This is a genomic window from Pseudomonas sp. TE3911, from assembly GCF_054062775.1.
Window position 1 is genome coordinate 1,374,561 of record NZ_JBSSFP010000001.1, and the last position, 15,400, is coordinate 1,389,960.

The window sequence follows — 15,400 nt, forward strand, 5'->3', positions numbered from 1 at the left end:
CTTAAGCCTTACGCGCATGCGCACCTCCGGCGTCGGCCAGTTGCACAGCGTCGCCTTCGCGCAGAGCGTCGGGCGGGTTATCGACCACGCGGTCGGCAGGTTTCAGGCCCTGGTCGATTACCAGGCGTTCGCCCAGGTCGAGGCCGATATGGATGGCTTGCAGGTGCACATGGTTCTGCCCATCCAGTACCGCGACCTGGGTGCCTTGGGCGCGAAAGATCAACGCGCTGGCCGGGATGCTCACACCATGGGTGTCGGCCGGAATCGGCAGCGTGGCTTCGGCGTAATCACCCGGCAGTAGCGCGTCGTCGGGATTGTCGACCACGAACTGCGCGAGCAGGGTGCCGGAGCGGCGATCGATGGCAGTGGAGTCGCCGATCAGCCGTGCCTTGAAGTGCTCGCCAGGGTGTTCGGGCACGGTGAGCCGGGCTTCCAGGCCGGGGTGAATCACTGCCGCGTAGTTCTGTGGCACGGGTACATAAAGGCGCAGCTGGTGCGTATCCGCGATGCTGAACAACTCCGGGTCGCTGTCGGTGTCGGCCTTGATCAATTGGCCGATGTCGGTGTTGCGCGCCGTGATGGTGCCGGCGAACGGCGCGCGAATTGTCTTGTAGCCTTCCAGTGCGGACAGCCGCGCATAGTCGGCAGCAGCAGCCTGGGCATTGGCTTTGGCGGCCGCGGCGTTGGAGGTTTTTTCATCGGCTTCCTGGCGCGATACGGAGTGGCTCGCCAGCAGGTTTTGCCATCGGGTTGCGGTGGTTGCAGCGAGGCGCGCATTGGACTGTTCCTGCACCAAGCGTGCATGGGCTTGCGCCAGTTGCTGGTCGAGGTCGGGGCTGTCGATTTCGGCGAGGACTTGCCCGGCCTTGACCTGGCGGCCGATGTCGACTGTCCAGTCCTTCAAATAACCGCTGACCCGGGCGTGGATCGGCGCTTTGCTCCACGCCTCAAGGTGCGCCGGCAGGCGCAAGGTATCGCCGGCCACATTCTGCTTGGGTTGAAACACCATCACTTGCGGGATGGCGGCGGTCTCTGTCCAGGCGGTGACCGATTGCTCGTGCAGCGTGCGGGCATGCAAGCCGTTGGCGACCAACAGGGCAGCCACGGTCAGGCCGCCGACACCCATGAGCATCAGGCGCTTGCGCGAGGGTTTGTGATCAGACGACATGTGGGGTTTCTCCTGCAACTGCGCGACTAGGGTGACGCCCGTGGACCAGGCTGAAGACCACGGGAACAAACAACAGGGTGGCGATGGTGGCGAAGATCAAACCACCGATTACCGCACGGCCCAGCGGCGCGTTTTGCTCCTCGGACAGCGCCAGGGGCAACATGCCGATGATCATCGCCAGGGCGGTCATACACACCGGGCGGAAGCGCGTGTAACCGGCCTCCAGCGCGGCCTTGAGCGCATCACCATGTTCGGCCAGGCGCTCACGGCAGAAGCTAACCACCAGGATTGAGTTGGCAGTGGCTACGCCCATGCACAGGATCGCGCCGGTCAAGGCGGGCACCGACAATGAGGTGCCGCTGAGGAACAGCATCCACACGATTCCCGCAAGTGCGGCAGGCAGGGCCGTGATGATCACAAACGGGTCGGCCCACGATTGGAAGTTGACCACGATCAGCAGGTAGATCAGCACCACAGCGCCGAGCAGGCCGAAGCTCAAGCCGCTGAAGGCTTCATGCAGCGCGTCGATCTGGCCGTGCAGGCTGATCGTCGCGCCTTTTGGGCGCATGGACGCGGTGTCATCCAGCACCTTTTGCACGTCGCGGGCTACGCCGCCGAGGTCGCGGCCTTGCACGTTGGCGTACAGGTCCAGGGTCGGTTCGATGTTGTAGTGGGTCACCACCGCCGGGCTTTGCACACGGGAGATGGTTGCCACACCGCCGAGGATCTGCGACTGCCCGTTGGCGCCGGTGACGGGCAGCGCTTCCAGTGACGGAAGGCTGTCGAGGCGGTATTGCGGGGTGGCGGCGACGATGGAATAGGACACGCCGTTGGCCGGGTTGAGCCAGAAGGTCGGCGCGGTTTGCGAGCTGCCGGCGAGAGAGGCGACCATGCTGTTGGTCACGTCGCGCTCGGTAATGCCCAGGCCGTTGGCGCGCAGGCGGTCGACATTCACCTGCAGCGACGGGTAGCCGGTTGACTGCTGGATGCGCAGGTCGGCGATGCCGGGCACGTGTTGCAGGCGACGTTCCAGCTCGACGGCATAGGCGCGGTTTTCTTCATCGCTGCGCCCGGAGATTTTCACGTCCAGCGGCGCCGGCGCGCCGAAGTTGAGGATCTGGCTGCTGATGTCCGCCGGCAGGAACGCGAAGTGGCTGCCGGGAAAACTTTGCGGCAGCGCTTCACGCAGTTTTTTCACGTAGTCGGCGGTGGGTGCGTGGTCCTTTTTAAGACTGACCTGGATGTCGCCGTCCTGCGGGCCAATGGTGCCGCTGCTGCTGTAGGCCATGTCGATGCCGCTGAGCGGGATGCCAATGTTATCGACGATGGTGTCCAGTTCTTCGGCAGGGATGACCTCACGGATCCGCGCTTCGATACGGTCGAAGGCGGCGGCGCTTTCTTCGATGCGCGTGCCCAGCGGCAGGCGTACATGCAGGGCCAACGCACCGGCATCCGTGGCCGGGAAAAAGTCCTGGCCAAGGCTGGGCAATAGCAGGAATGAGGCGAGCACACAGGCCAGAAAACCCACGATAAAGCGCTTGCGATGACCCAGGGCCAATGTCAGCAAGCCATGGTAGGTGTCGCGGATATTCGAGAAGTGGCGCTCGAACCCTTGCTGGAAATTCAGCACGGCTTGCAGCGCGGCAGTGCGCGGTTTCGTGTGCTGCTCACCCTCATGGTGGTTGATGAATTCATCCTCCGGATGATGCCCCGCGCCTTGCTCCGGCGTATGCGGCTTGAGCAGGAACATCGCCAGCGTCGGTACCAGGGTGCGCGAAAGAATGAACGAGCTGGCCATGGCAAAGATCACCGCCAGCGCCATGGGCCGGAACAGATAACCGGCAATGCCTTGCAGCAGGAACATCGGCACGAACACGATGCAGATGCACAGCAGCGAGACGAACGCCGGGCCGACAATTTGCGCGGCGCCGTCGAGGATCGCGGTCTTCACCGCCTTGCCTTGTTCCAGGTGCCAGTTGATGTTTTCGATGGTCACCGTGGCGTCGTCCACTAGGATCCCCACCGCCAACGCCAGCCCGCCGAGGGTCATGACGTTGAGGGTTTGCCCGCTGACGGCCAGCAGCGCAATCGCTGAGAGCACTGCCAGAGGAATCGACGCCGCAATAATGATCGTGGAGCGCCAACTGCCGAGGAACAGCAGGATCATCGCGCTGGTCAGCAGCGCGGCGATGATGCCTTCCTGGGCCACGCTGCCCACCGATTGCTTGACGAACACCGAGGCGTCGCCCAGCAACGAGGTCTTCAGTGACGGTGGTAGGGTCTCGTTGATGCGCGGCAGCATTCCACGGATACCGTCGATGATCGACAGGGTGGAAATGCTGCCGTTTTTCAACGCCGGCATCAGCACTGCGCGATGACCGTCGACGCGCACGATGTTGGTCTGCGGCGGCGAGCCGTCACGCACGTGGGCAACCTGGCCGATGGTGATCAGCGCGCCGTCGACGGTCTTGATCGGCAGGTCGTTAAGCTCATCGATGGCCTTGGGGCTGTTGTTGAGCAGGATGGTGTATTCGTTGGGGCCGAGCTTGGCAGTGCCCACCGGAATGATCTGATTCTGCAGCGCCAGGGCATTGCCCACATCCTGGGCCGACAGGCCTTTGGCAGCCAGCGCTTGCGGGTCGAGGTCGAGGGTGATCTGACGCTGCTTGCCACCCATCGGTGTGGGCATGGCCAGGCCGGGCAGGGCGCTCAACGGCAGGCGGATGTTGTTCTGCACCAGGTCGCGGATCTTGGCTTCCGAGAGGCTTGGGCTGGAAAACGCCATTTGCAGGATCGGCACCGTGGACGCGCTGTAGTTGAGGATCAGCGGCGGCGTGATGCCCGGCGGCATTTGCTTGAGCACGGTTTGTGACACGGCGGTCACTTGGGCATTGGCGGTGCGGATATCGACGCCGGGTTGGAAGAAGATTTTCACGATGCCCATCCCTGGCAGGGATTGGGATTCGATATGTTCGATGTCGTTGACGGTGGTGCTCAGGGAGCGTTCGTAGGTGTAGATCACGCGACCCGCCATGGCGTCCGGCGACAGGCCGTTGTACTGCCAGACCACGGCGACCACAGGGATGCCGATATCGGGGAACACGTCGGTGGGAGTACGCAGGGCCGCCATCGGCCCGATGATGCAGATAAATATGGCCAACACGATAAACGTGTAGGGCTTTTGCAGTGCGGTCTTTACCAGCCCGAGCATGCGTGAACCTCCGAGGGAGCAGGATTGCAAACCCCGGCAGTCTTGCCCGACCCACCTAACACGCGCCTTTCAGCCAGGTGAAGGAACATTTAGGTAAGGGCTGAAGATCGTTTCATATGGATTCATTTGTTCCAGGCAGCGCTGCTGGTCACGCTTGTCACCCATCGGACATATCGTCTTTTTGGAGTACTGCCATGTCACTTAAACCTCTGTTGTTGATCCCTGCATTGGGTGTCGTATTGCTGCTGTCGGCGTGCGCCGGCCCGATCCCTAAAGCGGATCCGAGTGAGGCCTGGATTGGTCTGACAGAGGATGCGCCGAATGACTTGCTGGCTGAGCGCGTGGACGGCAAGCGTGTGGATGACGGGCGCTATTTCGAGGTAAAACCGGGGGCTCACAGCCTGGATGTTACGTTGTACGAAGAGGAGCCCGGCGACGACAATCAGCGGGATTGCCAAGGCCGGGTCGAATACGAAGCCTTTAAGGCGGGTGAGCACTACACGCTGGTGGAATCCAGCCTGGGCACCACCGTGCGTGCATCCTTAAAGGATGGCCACGGCAAGGAAGTTGCGGCGACGCGGGACTTCAATTGCATGCCTGGCTAGGCGTGGTGTGCCGCTGCCTTTAGGGGCTTGGCAGGTTTTACGTGGGGGTGATGGTGCCGACGGGTAATGCGCAACACCCCCCACAACATGGCGCCGGCAACCGCCAGCCAACCGCAGATCAACATCACAATCGTCGTTGCAAGGCTCATTCAGGCCTCCTTTCGCCCAGTACGGGGCACACACAGTCTTCTCAATGGACAGTCTAGCTACCTGACGGTTGCCTGCTATTGACCAATGGTCGTGTTCATCCAACTTGTTTGCTCTATCTCAGGCGGTAAACCCTGGCTTTGGGCTATACCCGCGTGGCCGAGCGCCCTATGATCAGGGCCCTTACCGGCAGTTGATCAAGAGAGTAAAAAATTGCGGTTACGGTCGAACGTTAAATCATCCCTGTTGCTGGCCTGCGCCATGGGCCTCGCGGCCTGTTCCGGGCATCCTTCGAAACTGCCGGGCTTGCCGGAGCGCGTCGAACTCAATGGTGTGCCGACCTTTCGCAGCGAGGCTTATCAGAGCGGTCCTACGGCGTTAGCCAGCATGCTGTCGCAACAAGGCATTGTCATGACACCGGGTTTGCTGGATAAGCCGCTGCGTTTGCCGGGCGGCGAAGCGGACCTGGAGCGCAACATGCAAGTGTTGGCGCGTGAGTATGGGCTGATGGTGTATCCACTGGATGCCAAACTGACGGCCGTGCTGGCGCAAGTGGCGGCGGGTTATCCGGTGATGGCGCGGGTGGGCGGCGGGCTGTGGTCGGATGCGCACTATGTCGTCGTGGTGGGCTTCAATCAGCAGAAAAGCACGGTTCTGCTGCGCTCGGGCATGGACCGGCGTTTATTGATGAGCTTCAGCGACTTTGAATCGAAGTGGGCAAGCGCCGGGCACTGGGCGATCCTCACCCAGCGTCCGAGCCAGTTGCCAGCGAATGTGGATGCCCAGCGTTGGCGCGAGGCGGCAAATGCGACGGCCCAAGCCGGGCAGGAGCAGGCGGCGGCCCAGGCGCTTAAAGTATTGTCAGAACACCGATAAAAATGTGGTGCGGCGCCCTTTAACGGTGGGCTTGCGCCGCATTCGAGCGGTTCTTCAGATTTTTGTCGGCCTTGTAGCGCAATGCCACGTCCGGCACCGAACCGCCCTTGCCGGTCTCGACCCAGCTGCGAATACGGCTGGCATCGGCAAAGTGCGTGAACTTGCCGAACGCATCCAGGATCACCAGCGACACCGGGCGATTACCCATGCTGGTCACCAGCACCAGGCAATGGCCGGCCTGGTTAGTGAAGCCGGTCTTGGTCAACTTGATATCCCAGTTGGCGCGGTTGATCAGGTGGTCAGTGTTGGAGAAACCCAGGGTGTAGTTGGGCTTGCGGAACGCAACGGTCTTTTCCTTCGTGGTGCTCAACTGGCTGAGCAGCGGGTAGTGCCGTGCGGCAGCCAACAGCTTGCTCAGGTCGCGGGCGGTGGACACGTTGTGGATCGACAGGCCGGTGGGTTCAACATAGTGGGTGTTGGTCATGCCCAGCGCCTTGGCCTTGGCGTTCATCGCCGCGATAAATGCCGGGTAGCCCCCCGGATAGTGGTGGGCCAGGCTGGCGGCGGCGCGGTTTTCCGATGACATCAGGGCGATCAGCAGCATTTCCTTGCGAGGCATTTCGCTGCCGATTTTTACGCGGGAGAACACGCCTTTCATTTCCGGCGTGTCTTTGATGTTGATGTCGATGTACTCATCCATGTTCTGCTTGGCTTCAAGCACGATCAGGCCGGTCATCAACTTGCTCACCGACGCAATCGGCACCACCACGTCGGGGTTGCTGGCGTAGATGACCTTGTTGGTCTGCAGGTCCACCAGCATGGCGCTGCCGGATGCGATCTGCAGTTTGGATGGGTCGCGCGGCGCCTGGGTGGATTCGGCGGCGTGCGCAAAGGTGCCTGTGAACGCAAAAAATAGGCTGGCAATAGAAAGACGAATTTTCACGCGGATGAACTCGCTAAAAAAGTAGGAAATACCGTTGAGCAACGGTTTCTTTGATAAATGCCGTTACATTTTAGGAGTATGGACGATGGAGTGTCGAATGTTCTTCTAAAACCAGACGAAAGTGCTTAAAAACTAAGAAAAAACAGGTTTTTTTCGGGCAATAAAAAGCCCTGCGATAAGGCAGGGCTTTTTCAGTACGACTGGTTATTAACCGTGCAGGGTCTCTGCGGCGTACAGGGTGTTCTCCAGCAGGCAAGCGCGGGTCATCGGGCCGACGCCGCCTGGCACCGGGGTGATCCAGCCAGCGCGGGGCAGGGCAGTGTCGTACACCACATCGCCTACCAGCTTGCCGTCTTCCTGACGGTTGATGCCCACGTCGATAACGATGGCGCCTTCCTTGATCCATTCACCCTTGACCAGGCCCGGCTTGCCGGCGGCTACGACAACGAGGTCGGCACGACCAACGTGGCCTGCCAGGTCCTTGGTGAAGCGGTGGGTAACGGTCACGGTGCAGCCGGCCAGCAGCAGCTCCATGGCCATCGGGCGACCGACAATGTTGGACGCGCCGACCACAACTGCATCAAGGCCGTACAGATCGACACCGGTACTTTCCAGCAGGGTCATGATGCCTTTTGGCGTGCACGGACGCAGCAGGGGGATGCGCTGGGCCAGGCGGCCGACATTGTAAGGATGGAAGCCGTCGACGTCTTTGTCCGGGCGGATACGCTCCAGCAGCTTGGACGCGTCCAAGTGCTCGGGCAGTGGCAGTTGCAGGAGGATGCCGTCGATCGCAGGGTTGTCGTTGAGGCCGTCGATCAGATCGGTGAGTGCCTCTTGGGTGGTGGCGGCAGGCAGGTCATAGGCCTTGGATATAAAGCCGACCTCTTCACAGTCTTTACGCTTGTGCGAGACATAAACCTGAGAGGCAGGATCGCTGCCGACCAGGATCACCGCGAGGCCAGGCGTGCGCAGGCCTTGCTGGCTGCGCTCGGTGACTCGTTTGGCGATCTGCTGGCGCAGGCTGGCGGCGATTGATTTGCCGTCGATAAGTTGTGCAGTCATTACGCGTGATTAACCATCGAGAGGGGGAGGAGAAGTGCGCGCATTCTCGCACGCCACGGCGTGAGGGCAAAGGCGCTTGGTCTGCAAATTGGCCTAACCCCTTAAATAAAATGAATTTTTTTCAAAAAAGATTTGACGGGTTTCCGGGCCCTCTATACTATTCGTCGCACTTGTCGGGCACAGCCTAGCACTGGTTAAGAAGGTCGAGCAGAATTGTTGTACTGCAAGGCTGGAAGCACTTAGTTTGTAATCCTCTAAGAGTACAGATTAATAAGGCGCCCGTAGCTCAGCTGGATAGAGCATCCGCCTTCTAAGCGGATGGTCGCAGGTTCGAGTCCTGCCGGGTGCGCCATTAGGCAGCTTTGGCACAAGTAGCGCTATATGGTGGGCGTAGCTCAGTTGGTAGAGCACGGGATTGTGACTCCCGTTGTCGAGGGTTCGATCCCCTTCGTCCACCCCATATTTTGAAAAGGCGCCAGATTAATCGTCTGGCGCCTTTGCTTTAAGAGCTTCAAACGCGGATGTGGTGGAATTGGTAGACACACTGGATTTAGGTTCCAGCGCCGCGAGGCGTAAGAGTTCGAGTCTCTTCATCCGCACCAATTAAAGCTTCGCCAAGCCGTCAGGCTGGGTGGGGTCAACAAAGAAGATGTTCGAGTTCTTTGTTAATGCAATATGGTGGGCGTAGCTCAGTTGGTAGAGCACGGGATTGTGACTCCCGTTGTCGAGGGTTCGATCCCCTTCGTCCACCCCATATTTTGAAAAGGCGCCAGATCAATGATCTGGCGCTTTTTTTTGCATCTGGAAAAAGCCGGGTCTTGTTTCTGTGGGCGGTTGCGGTCGAGTAGTGCGACGCGCCTAGAGATTATGGTTGTCAAAAAAGCAAGCATTCTCAATGCCTTGGCGTTAGAATCGTTGCCGGTTTTGAACGTGTAGGACTGATGCTCGTCTATAGAGGGGTCAGTACCGCTATTAAATAGCGATAACGGCGCAGTACCTGAAAAGGGCTGTGCCGTTTTCGTTTAAGCGTTTCGAGTTTCAAGGGCGGGGCGCTTCATCGTATTTGTGTTTCTCGATGCTGCTTCCCTGTCGCCGGTCTTGCTCGCAAGGCTGGCTGCCGGGGGCTGCGTTCCTGGTCCTTCTATATATAGAAGGGTTGGCGCAGAGCCCTGGCGTGATGAGCTGTATTTGCTAACGGGATGAGGTGCACGCGTGCACTTGAACCTACAAATGGCCTGCTGTTTTTTTACCCGTTTCCAGTAGGGTGACTTCTTGAGTTTGACCCTCTAGAATGCATGCCCTTGATTCTGGGGTCGGAAACGGCCGGCTAACGTCTGTGCAACGAGGAATATTCATGCAAGTTTCTGTTGAAAATACTACTGCTCTTGAGCGCCGCCTGAGCATCACCGTGCCGGCAGAGCGTATCGAGACTGCGGTCAACAAGCGTCTGCAGCAGACTGCCCAAAAGGCCAAGATCGCTGGTTTCCGTCCAGGCAAAGTGCCGATGAGCGAAATCAAGCGCCGTTTTGGTGCTGATGCGCGTCAAGAAGCTGTAGGTGACGTGATCCAGGCTTCCTTCTACGAAGCCGTTGTTGAGCAAAAGCTGAACCCAGCTGGCTCGCCTTCGATCGAGCCTAAGTCCCTGGAAGCTGGCAAGGACCTGGAATATGTTGCCGTATTTGAAGTGTTCCCAGAGTTCGAAGTCGCTGGTTTCGACGGTATCGAAATCGAGCGCCTGAGCGCTGATGTCGCTGATTCCGACCTGGACAACATGCTGGAAATCCTGCGCAAGCAGAACACTCGTTTCGAAGTGGCCGATCGTGCCGCCCAGAACGAAGACCAGCTGAACATCGATTTCGTTGGCAAGGTTGACGGCGAAGTGTTCGCTGGTGGCTCTGCCAAGGGTACCCAATTGGTACTGGGCTCCAACCGCATGATTCCTGGTTTCGAAGACGGCCTGGTTGGCGCCAAAGCTGGCGAAGAGCGTGTTCTGAACCTGACTTTCCCTGCTGACTACCAAAATCTGGACTTGGCTGGCAAAGCTGCCGAGTTCACCGTGACCGTCAACAGCGTTTCCGAGCCTAAGCTGCCAGAGCTGAACGAAGAGTTCTTCAATCAGTTTGGTATCAAGGAAACCGGCATCGAAGGCTTCCGCACCGAAGTTCGCAAGAACATGGAGCGCGAGCTGCGCCAGGCCATCAAGTCCAAGGTTAAGAATCAGGTCATGGACGGTCTGCTGGCTGCCAACCCGATCGAAGTGCCTAAGGCTTTGCTGTCCAATGAAGTGGATCGCCTGCGCGTTCAAGCGGTTCAGCAGTTTGGTGGCAATATCAAGCCTGACCAACTGCCTGCCGAGCTGTTCGAAGAGCAAGCCAAGCGTCGCGTTGTGCTGGGTTTGGTCGTGGCTGAAGTGGTCAAGCAGTTCGACCTCAAGCCTGATGAAGATCGCGTTCGCGAAATGATCCAGGAAATGGCTTCGGCCTACCAGGAGCCTGAGCAGGTTGTGGCTTGGTACTACAAGAACGACCAGCAACTGAACGAAGTGCGTTCGGTTGTGCTGGAAGAACAAGTTGTGGATACTGTTCTGCAGAAGGCTAAGGTGACCGATAAAGCGGTCTCTTACGAAGAAGCAGTCAAGCCGGCGGAAGCAGCACAAGCCGACTGATTGTCCAACTCGTTGGAAATTCAACCATAAGCCAGCCTCGCGCTGGCTTATGCGTTTTCAAGACATGACTATTTGGGAGTAACTGCAGAGCATGTTCCGTAATTCCTATATTCAGCAGAACTCTGATATCCAGGCCGCAGGCGGCTTGGTCCCGATGGTTGTCGAGCAGTCTGCTCGTGGCGAGCGCGCCTACGACATCTACTCGCGCCTGCTCAAGGAGCGAGTGATCTTTCTGGTGGGCCCGGTAGAGGACTACATGGCCAACCTGATCTGTGCGCAGCTGCTGTTCCTTGAAGCGGAAAACCCGGACAAGGACATCCATCTCTACATCAACTCGCCGGGCGGTTCGGTGACGGCAGGTATGTCGATCTACGACACCATGCAGTTCATCAAGCCTAACGTCTCGACGACCTGCATTGGCCAGGCCTGCAGCATGGGCGCGTTCCTGCTGACGGCGGGTGCTGAGGGCAAGCGTTACTGCCTGCCGAACTCGCGCGTGATGATTCACCAGCCACTGGGCGGTTTCCAGGGCCAAGCGTCGGACATCGAAATCCACGCGAAGGAAATCCTCTTCATCCGCGAACGTCTTAACACGCTGATGGCCAAGCACAGTGGGCACACGCTGGAAGAAATCGAGCGCGACACCAACCGCGACAACTTCATGAGCGCCGAAGCCGCCCGTGAATACGGGTTGATCGATGCAGTGATCGAAAAGCGCCCCGCTTAATATAAGCCGCTCAAAATAGGGCTGGTCGGCGTGTCCGATCATCGGCGGGCTTGAAAAAGCCCGCATAAGCCTTCATCTTGTGTTGCAAGCCTATCGGATTTGGATCGAACGAATGACTGACACCCGCAACGGCGAGGACAACGGCAAGCTGCTCTATTGCTCCTTCTGTGGCAAAAGCCAGCATGAAGTACGCAAGTTGATTGCCGGCCCCTCGGTCTTTATCTGCGACGAGTGCGTCGACCTGTGCAATGACATCATCCGCGAGGAGGTGCAGGAAGCACAGGCCGAGAGCAGCGCGCATAAACTGCCTTCGCCTAAAGAAATCAGCGGCATCCTTGATCAATATGTGATTGGTCAAGAGCGTGCAAAGAAGGTTCTGGCCGTAGCGGTGTACAACCACTACAAGCGTCTGAACCAGCGTGACAAGAAAGGCGACGAAGTCGAACTCGGCAAGAGCAACATCTTGCTGATCGGTCCTACAGGCTCGGGTAAAACCCTGCTTGCAGAAACCCTCGCTCGTCTGCTGAATGTTCCGTTCACCATCGCCGACGCTACCACCCTCACTGAGGCTGGCTACGTGGGTGAGGACGTCGAGAACATCATTCAGAAACTGCTGCAGAAGTGCGATTACGACGTAGAGAAGGCCCAGATGGGTATTGTCTATATCGACGAAATCGACAAGATCTCGCGCAAGTCCGACAACCCGTCGATCACCCGGGACGTTTCTGGTGAGGGCGTGCAGCAGGCTCTGTTGAAGCTGATTGAAGGCACGGTTGCTTCCGTACCGCCACAAGGCGGCCGCAAGCACCCGCAGCAGGAATTCCTTCAGGTTGATACGCGTAACATCCTGTTCATCTGTGGCGGTGCGTTCTCTGGGCTGGAAAAAGTTATTCAGCAACGTTCCACCCGGGGCGGTATCGGTTTCAGTGCAGAAGTGCGCAGCAAGGAAGAAGGCAAGAAGGTGGGCGAGTCCCTGCGTGAGGTTGAGCCTGACGATCTGGTCAAGTTCGGTCTGATCCCGGAATTCGTTGGCCGTTTGCCGGTCCTGGCCACATTGGACGAGTTGGATGAGGCTGCTCTGATTCAGATCCTCACCGAGCCGAAAAATGCCCTGACCAAGCAGTACGCCAAGCTGTTTGAGATGGAAGGTGTGGACCTTGAGTTCCGTACTGATGCCCTCAAGTCGGTAGCCAAGCGGGCGCTGGAGCGCAAGACCGGTGCACGTGGTCTGCGTTCTATCCTTGAAGGTGTATTGCTCGACACCATGTACGAAATCCCCTCGCAGTCTGAGGTGAGTAAAGTGGTGATCGACGAAAGCGTTATAGAAGGTAAGTCCAAGCCGCTGTATATCTACGAGAACAGTGAGCCGACTGCCAAAGCTGCGCCAGACGCGTAAGCGTTTCGCAGTTTCGGTACAAACAAGGGGCCCCTAGGGCCCCTTTGTTTTTTGTGCGACTTTTATCTTGAAGCGTTTACTGCGTTTAACTGCTGGCAATAAGCTTGTTTTTTTTGCATGCAGCCCCCATCTTGGTTTCAAGCTTATTTTTCAACTGTCATAGAGGCGAAATCATGAAGACAACCATTGAATTGCCTCTCCTGCCGTTGCGTGATGTCGTCGTTTATCCGCACATGGTTATCCCGCTGTTCGTGGGGCGCGAGAAGTCTATCGAAGCCCTTGAGGCAGCGATGACGGGCGACAAGCAGATCCTGCTGTTGGCCCAGAGAAATCCTGCCGATGATGATCCAGGCGAAGACGCCCTGTATCGCGTCGGTACAATTGCTACTGTCCTGCAACTGCTCAAACTGCCTGATGGCACCGTCAAGGTGCTGGTAGAAGGCGAGCAACGAGGTGCTGTAGAGCGTTTCATGGAGGTGGATGGTCATCTGCGCGCCGAAGTGGCGCTGATCGACGAAGTCGAAGCCCCTGAGCGCGAATCCGAAGTTTTTGTACGCAGCCTGCTCTCGCAGTTCGAGCAGTATGTGCAGTTGGGCAAAAAAGTCCCGGCTGAGGTCCTGTCTTCCCTCAATAGCATTGATGAGCCAAGCCGTCTGGTCGACACCATGGCCGCACACATGGCGCTGAAGATCGAGCAGAAGCAAGACATCCTCGAAATCATCGACCTGTCGGCCCGTGTTGAACATGTCCTGGCGTTGCTGGATGCCGAAATCGACCTGTTGCAGGTTGAGAAGCGCATTCGTGGTCGCGTGAAGAAACAAATGGAGCGCAGCCAGCGCGAGTACTACCTGAATGAGCAGATGAAGGCCATTCAGAAAGAACTTGGCGACAGCGAGGAGGGCCACAACGAAATCGAAGAGCTGAAAAAGCGCATTGATGCCGCAGGCCTGCCGAAAGACGCTCTTACCAAAGCTAATGCCGAGCTGAACAAGCTCAAGCAGATGTCGCCGATGTCCGCTGAAGCGACCGTGGTGCGCTCGTACATCGACTGGCTGGTGCAGGTGCCGTGGAAGGCCCAGACCAAAGTGCGTTTGGACCTGACACGTGCCGAGGAAATTCTCGACGCCGATCACTATGGCCTCGAAGAAGTCAAAGAGCGGATTCTCGAATACCTCGCCGTGCAAAAGCGCGTGAAGAAAATTCGTGGTCCGGTGTTGTGCCTGGTAGGCCCTCCAGGGGTTGGTAAAACCTCTCTCGCCGAATCGATTGCCAGTGCGACTAACCGCAAATTCGTGCGCATGGCGCTCGGCGGTGTGCGTGATGAGGCGGAAATTCGTGGTCATCGCCGAACTTACATCGGTTCGATGCCAGGAAGATTGATTCAAAAGATGACAAAGGTGGGTGTGCGCAACCCGCTGTTCCTGCTTGATGAAATCGACAAAATGGGCAGCGACATGCGTGGCGACCCGGCATCGGCGTTGCTGGAAGTGCTCGACCCTGAGCAAAACCATAATTTCAACGACCATTACCTGGAAGTCGACTACGACTTGTCTGACGTAATGTTCCTCTGCACTTCCAACTCCATGAACATCCCGCCGGCCTTGCTGGATCGGATGGAGGTGATTCGTCTACCGGGTTACACCGAGGACGAGAAGATCAACATTGCGGTCAAGTACCTCGCGCCCAAGCAAATTTCGGCGAATGGCCTGAAGAAGGGCGAGATCGAATTTGACATCGAAGCGATCCGCGACATCGTGCGTTACTACACCCGCGAGGCCGGTGTGCGGGGCCTTGAGCGCCAGATCGCGAAGATTTGCCGCAAGGCAGTCAAAGAGCATGCGCTGGAAAAACGCTTCTCCGTGAAGGTGGTGGCCGACTCCTTGGAGCACTTCCTGGGTGTGAAGAAATTCCGCTACGGCCTGGCCGAGCAGCAGGATCAAGTCGGTCAGGTGACTGGCTTGGCGTGGACCCAGGTGGGCGGGGAATTGCTGACCATCGAGGCTGCTGTGATCCCAGGCAAAGGCCAACTGATCAAGACCGGTTCCCTGGGTGACGTGATGGTTGAATCCATCACTGCTGCGCAGACCGTGGTGCGCAGTCGCGCCAGAAGCCTGGGGATCCCCCTGGACTTCCACGAGAAGCATGACACTCACATCCATATGCCGGAAGGTGCTACGCCTAAAGATGGCCCTAGCGCTGGCGTAGGCATGTGCACGGCCTTGGTGTCTGCATTGACCGGCATCCCGGTGCGTGCCGACGTTGCCATGACTGGGGAAATCACCCTGCGTGGTCAGGTATTGGCCATCGGTGGTCTGAAAGAGAAATTGCTTGCAGCACACCGGGGTGGTATCAAAACAGTGATCATCCCTGAAGAGAATGTTCGCGACTTGAAGGAAATTCCTGACAACATCAAGCAGGATCTTCAGATTAAACCGGTTAAATGGATTGACGAGGTCCTGCAAATTGCGCTGCAATACGCGCCAGAGCCCTTGCCGGATGTGGCTCCGGAGATAGTTGCCAAGGATGAAAAACGAGAGTCTGATTCCAAGGAAAGAATTAGCACGCATTAATGTGAATAAGCCTGGAGGCTTCCTTGACAG

At 58.0% G+C, this 15,400-nt stretch carries 11 protein-coding genes and 4 tRNA genes; 10 read left to right on the forward strand and 5 right to left on the reverse strand.

Translation table 11 applies throughout. From position 1 onward, the window contains the following. Position 1: 1 nt before the first annotated feature. Positions 2-1,168 carry an efflux RND transporter periplasmic adaptor subunit gene (locus ACVWXD_RS06370; RefSeq protein WP_457370792.1) on the reverse strand — a complete coding sequence of 389 codons (1,167 nt, stop codon included), beginning with the start codon at positions 1,166-1,168 and terminating at the stop codon, positions 2-4. Further along, the gene (locus tag ACVWXD_RS06375) at positions 1,158-4,379 is read right to left on the reverse strand and encodes an efflux RND transporter permease subunit (protein WP_401380104.1); all 3,222 of its coding nucleotides are present in this window, start codon (positions 4,377-4,379) and stop codon (positions 1,158-1,160) included. Before ACVWXD_RS06375 ends, ACVWXD_RS06370 begins: the two co-directional genes overlap by 11 nt. Before the next feature lie 194 nt (positions 4,380-4,573). Here ACVWXD_RS06375 and ACVWXD_RS06380 point away from each other — a divergent pair, with 194 nt between their 5' ends. Next, positions 4,574-4,984: a PA0061/PA0062 family lipoprotein gene (locus ACVWXD_RS06380; protein WP_095184380.1), complete on the forward strand. Its 411-nt coding sequence runs from the start codon at positions 4,574-4,576 to the stop codon at positions 4,982-4,984. Here the strand turns inward: ACVWXD_RS06380 and ACVWXD_RS06385 are convergent. Beyond that, positions 4,981-5,133, reverse strand: a complete 153-nt coding sequence (locus ACVWXD_RS06385) for a hypothetical protein (protein WP_163034900.1) — start codon at positions 5,131-5,133, stop codon at positions 4,981-4,983. The two genes, ACVWXD_RS06380 and ACVWXD_RS06385, sit on opposite strands and share 4 nt — an antisense overlap. A 211-nt stretch (positions 5,134-5,344) precedes the next feature. Here ACVWXD_RS06385 and ACVWXD_RS06390 point away from each other — a divergent pair, with 211 nt between their 5' ends. Beyond that, the gene (locus ACVWXD_RS06390) at positions 5,345-6,007 is read left to right on the forward strand and encodes a C39 family peptidase (protein ID WP_081797819.1); all 663 of its coding nucleotides are present in this window, start codon (positions 5,345-5,347) and stop codon (positions 6,005-6,007) included. Positions 6,008-6,026: 19 nt separating this feature from the next. On the opposite strand, the gene pbpG is transcribed toward ACVWXD_RS06390, so the two are convergent. After that, positions 6,027-6,950, reverse strand: a complete 924-nt coding sequence (gene pbpG / locus ACVWXD_RS06395; RefSeq protein ID WP_032890050.1) for a D-alanyl-D-alanine endopeptidase — start codon at positions 6,948-6,950, stop codon at positions 6,027-6,029. Between the two features lie 207 nt (positions 6,951-7,157). Continuing rightward, entirely contained in the window at positions 7,158-8,012 is an 855-nt protein-coding gene (folD, locus tag ACVWXD_RS06400) for a bifunctional methylenetetrahydrofolate dehydrogenase/methenyltetrahydrofolate cyclohydrolase FolD (RefSeq protein ID WP_032889913.1), read from the reverse strand. Between the two features lie 275 nt (positions 8,013-8,287). Between folD and ACVWXD_RS06405 the strand changes: the two genes are divergently transcribed. The 8 genes from ACVWXD_RS06405 to lon all read left to right on the forward strand — a co-directional run bounded on the left by ACVWXD_RS06405 (position 8,288) and on the right by lon (position 15,370). Then, positions 8,288-8,364 (forward strand) — tRNA-Arg (locus ACVWXD_RS06405). 32 nt (positions 8,365-8,396) lie between these two features. Continuing rightward, positions 8,397-8,472: transfer RNA gene (locus ACVWXD_RS06410), tRNA-His, on the forward strand. 57 nt (positions 8,473-8,529) lie between these two features. Next, positions 8,530-8,614: transfer RNA gene (locus ACVWXD_RS06415), tRNA-Leu, on the forward strand. Between the two features lie 76 nt (positions 8,615-8,690). Beyond that, positions 8,691-8,766: transfer RNA gene (locus ACVWXD_RS06420), tRNA-His, on the forward strand. 600 nt (positions 8,767-9,366) lie between these two features. Next, the gene (tig, locus tag ACVWXD_RS06425) at positions 9,367-10,677 is read left to right on the forward strand and encodes a trigger factor (RefSeq protein ID WP_032889911.1); all 1,311 of its coding nucleotides are present in this window, start codon (positions 9,367-9,369) and stop codon (positions 10,675-10,677) included. A gap of 91 nt (positions 10,678-10,768) precedes the next feature. Further along, positions 10,769-11,404 (forward strand): ATP-dependent Clp endopeptidase proteolytic subunit ClpP, encoded by a 636-nt coding sequence (gene clpP / locus ACVWXD_RS06430; RefSeq protein ID WP_003174822.1) that lies wholly within the window; start codon positions 10,769-10,771, stop codon positions 11,402-11,404. A gap of 112 nt (positions 11,405-11,516) precedes the next feature. After that, positions 11,517-12,800: an ATP-dependent Clp protease ATP-binding subunit ClpX gene (clpX, locus tag ACVWXD_RS06435; RefSeq protein ID WP_003238279.1), complete on the forward strand. Its 1,284-nt coding sequence runs from the start codon at positions 11,517-11,519 to the stop codon at positions 12,798-12,800. Positions 12,801-12,973: 173 nt separating this feature from the next. Further along, on the forward strand, positions 12,974-15,370 hold the full coding sequence (lon, locus tag ACVWXD_RS06440) for an endopeptidase La (protein ID WP_032889909.1): 2,397 nt from the start codon (positions 12,974-12,976) through the stop codon (positions 15,368-15,370). Positions 15,371-15,400 lie beyond the last annotated feature (30 nt).

Coding starts and splice junctions, on each gene's coding strand:
- ACVWXD_RS06370 (WP_457370792.1), bottom strand. CDS start 1,168: ATGTCGTCTGATCACAAACCCTCGCGCAAGCGCCTGATGCTCATGGGT.
- ACVWXD_RS06375 (WP_401380104.1), bottom strand. CDS start 4,379: ATGCTCGGGCTGGTAAAGACCGCACTGCAAAAGCCCTACACGTTTATC.
- ACVWXD_RS06380 (WP_095184380.1), top strand. CDS start 4,574: ATGTCACTTAAACCTCTGTTGTTGATCCCTGCATTGGGTGTCGTATTG.
- ACVWXD_RS06385 (WP_163034900.1), bottom strand. CDS start 5,133: ATGAGCCTTGCAACGACGATTGTGATGTTGATCTGCGGTTGGCTGGCG.
- folD (WP_032889913.1), bottom strand. CDS start 8,012: ATGACTGCACAACTTATCGACGGCAAATCAATCGCCGCCAGCCTGCGC.
- tig (WP_032889911.1), top strand. CDS start 9,367: ATGCAAGTTTCTGTTGAAAATACTACTGCTCTTGAGCGCCGCCTGAGC.
- clpP (WP_003174822.1), top strand. CDS start 10,769: ATGTTCCGTAATTCCTATATTCAGCAGAACTCTGATATCCAGGCCGCA.
- clpX (WP_003238279.1), top strand. CDS start 11,517: ATGACTGACACCCGCAACGGCGAGGACAACGGCAAGCTGCTCTATTGC.
- lon (WP_032889909.1), top strand. CDS start 12,974: ATGAAGACAACCATTGAATTGCCTCTCCTGCCGTTGCGTGATGTCGTC.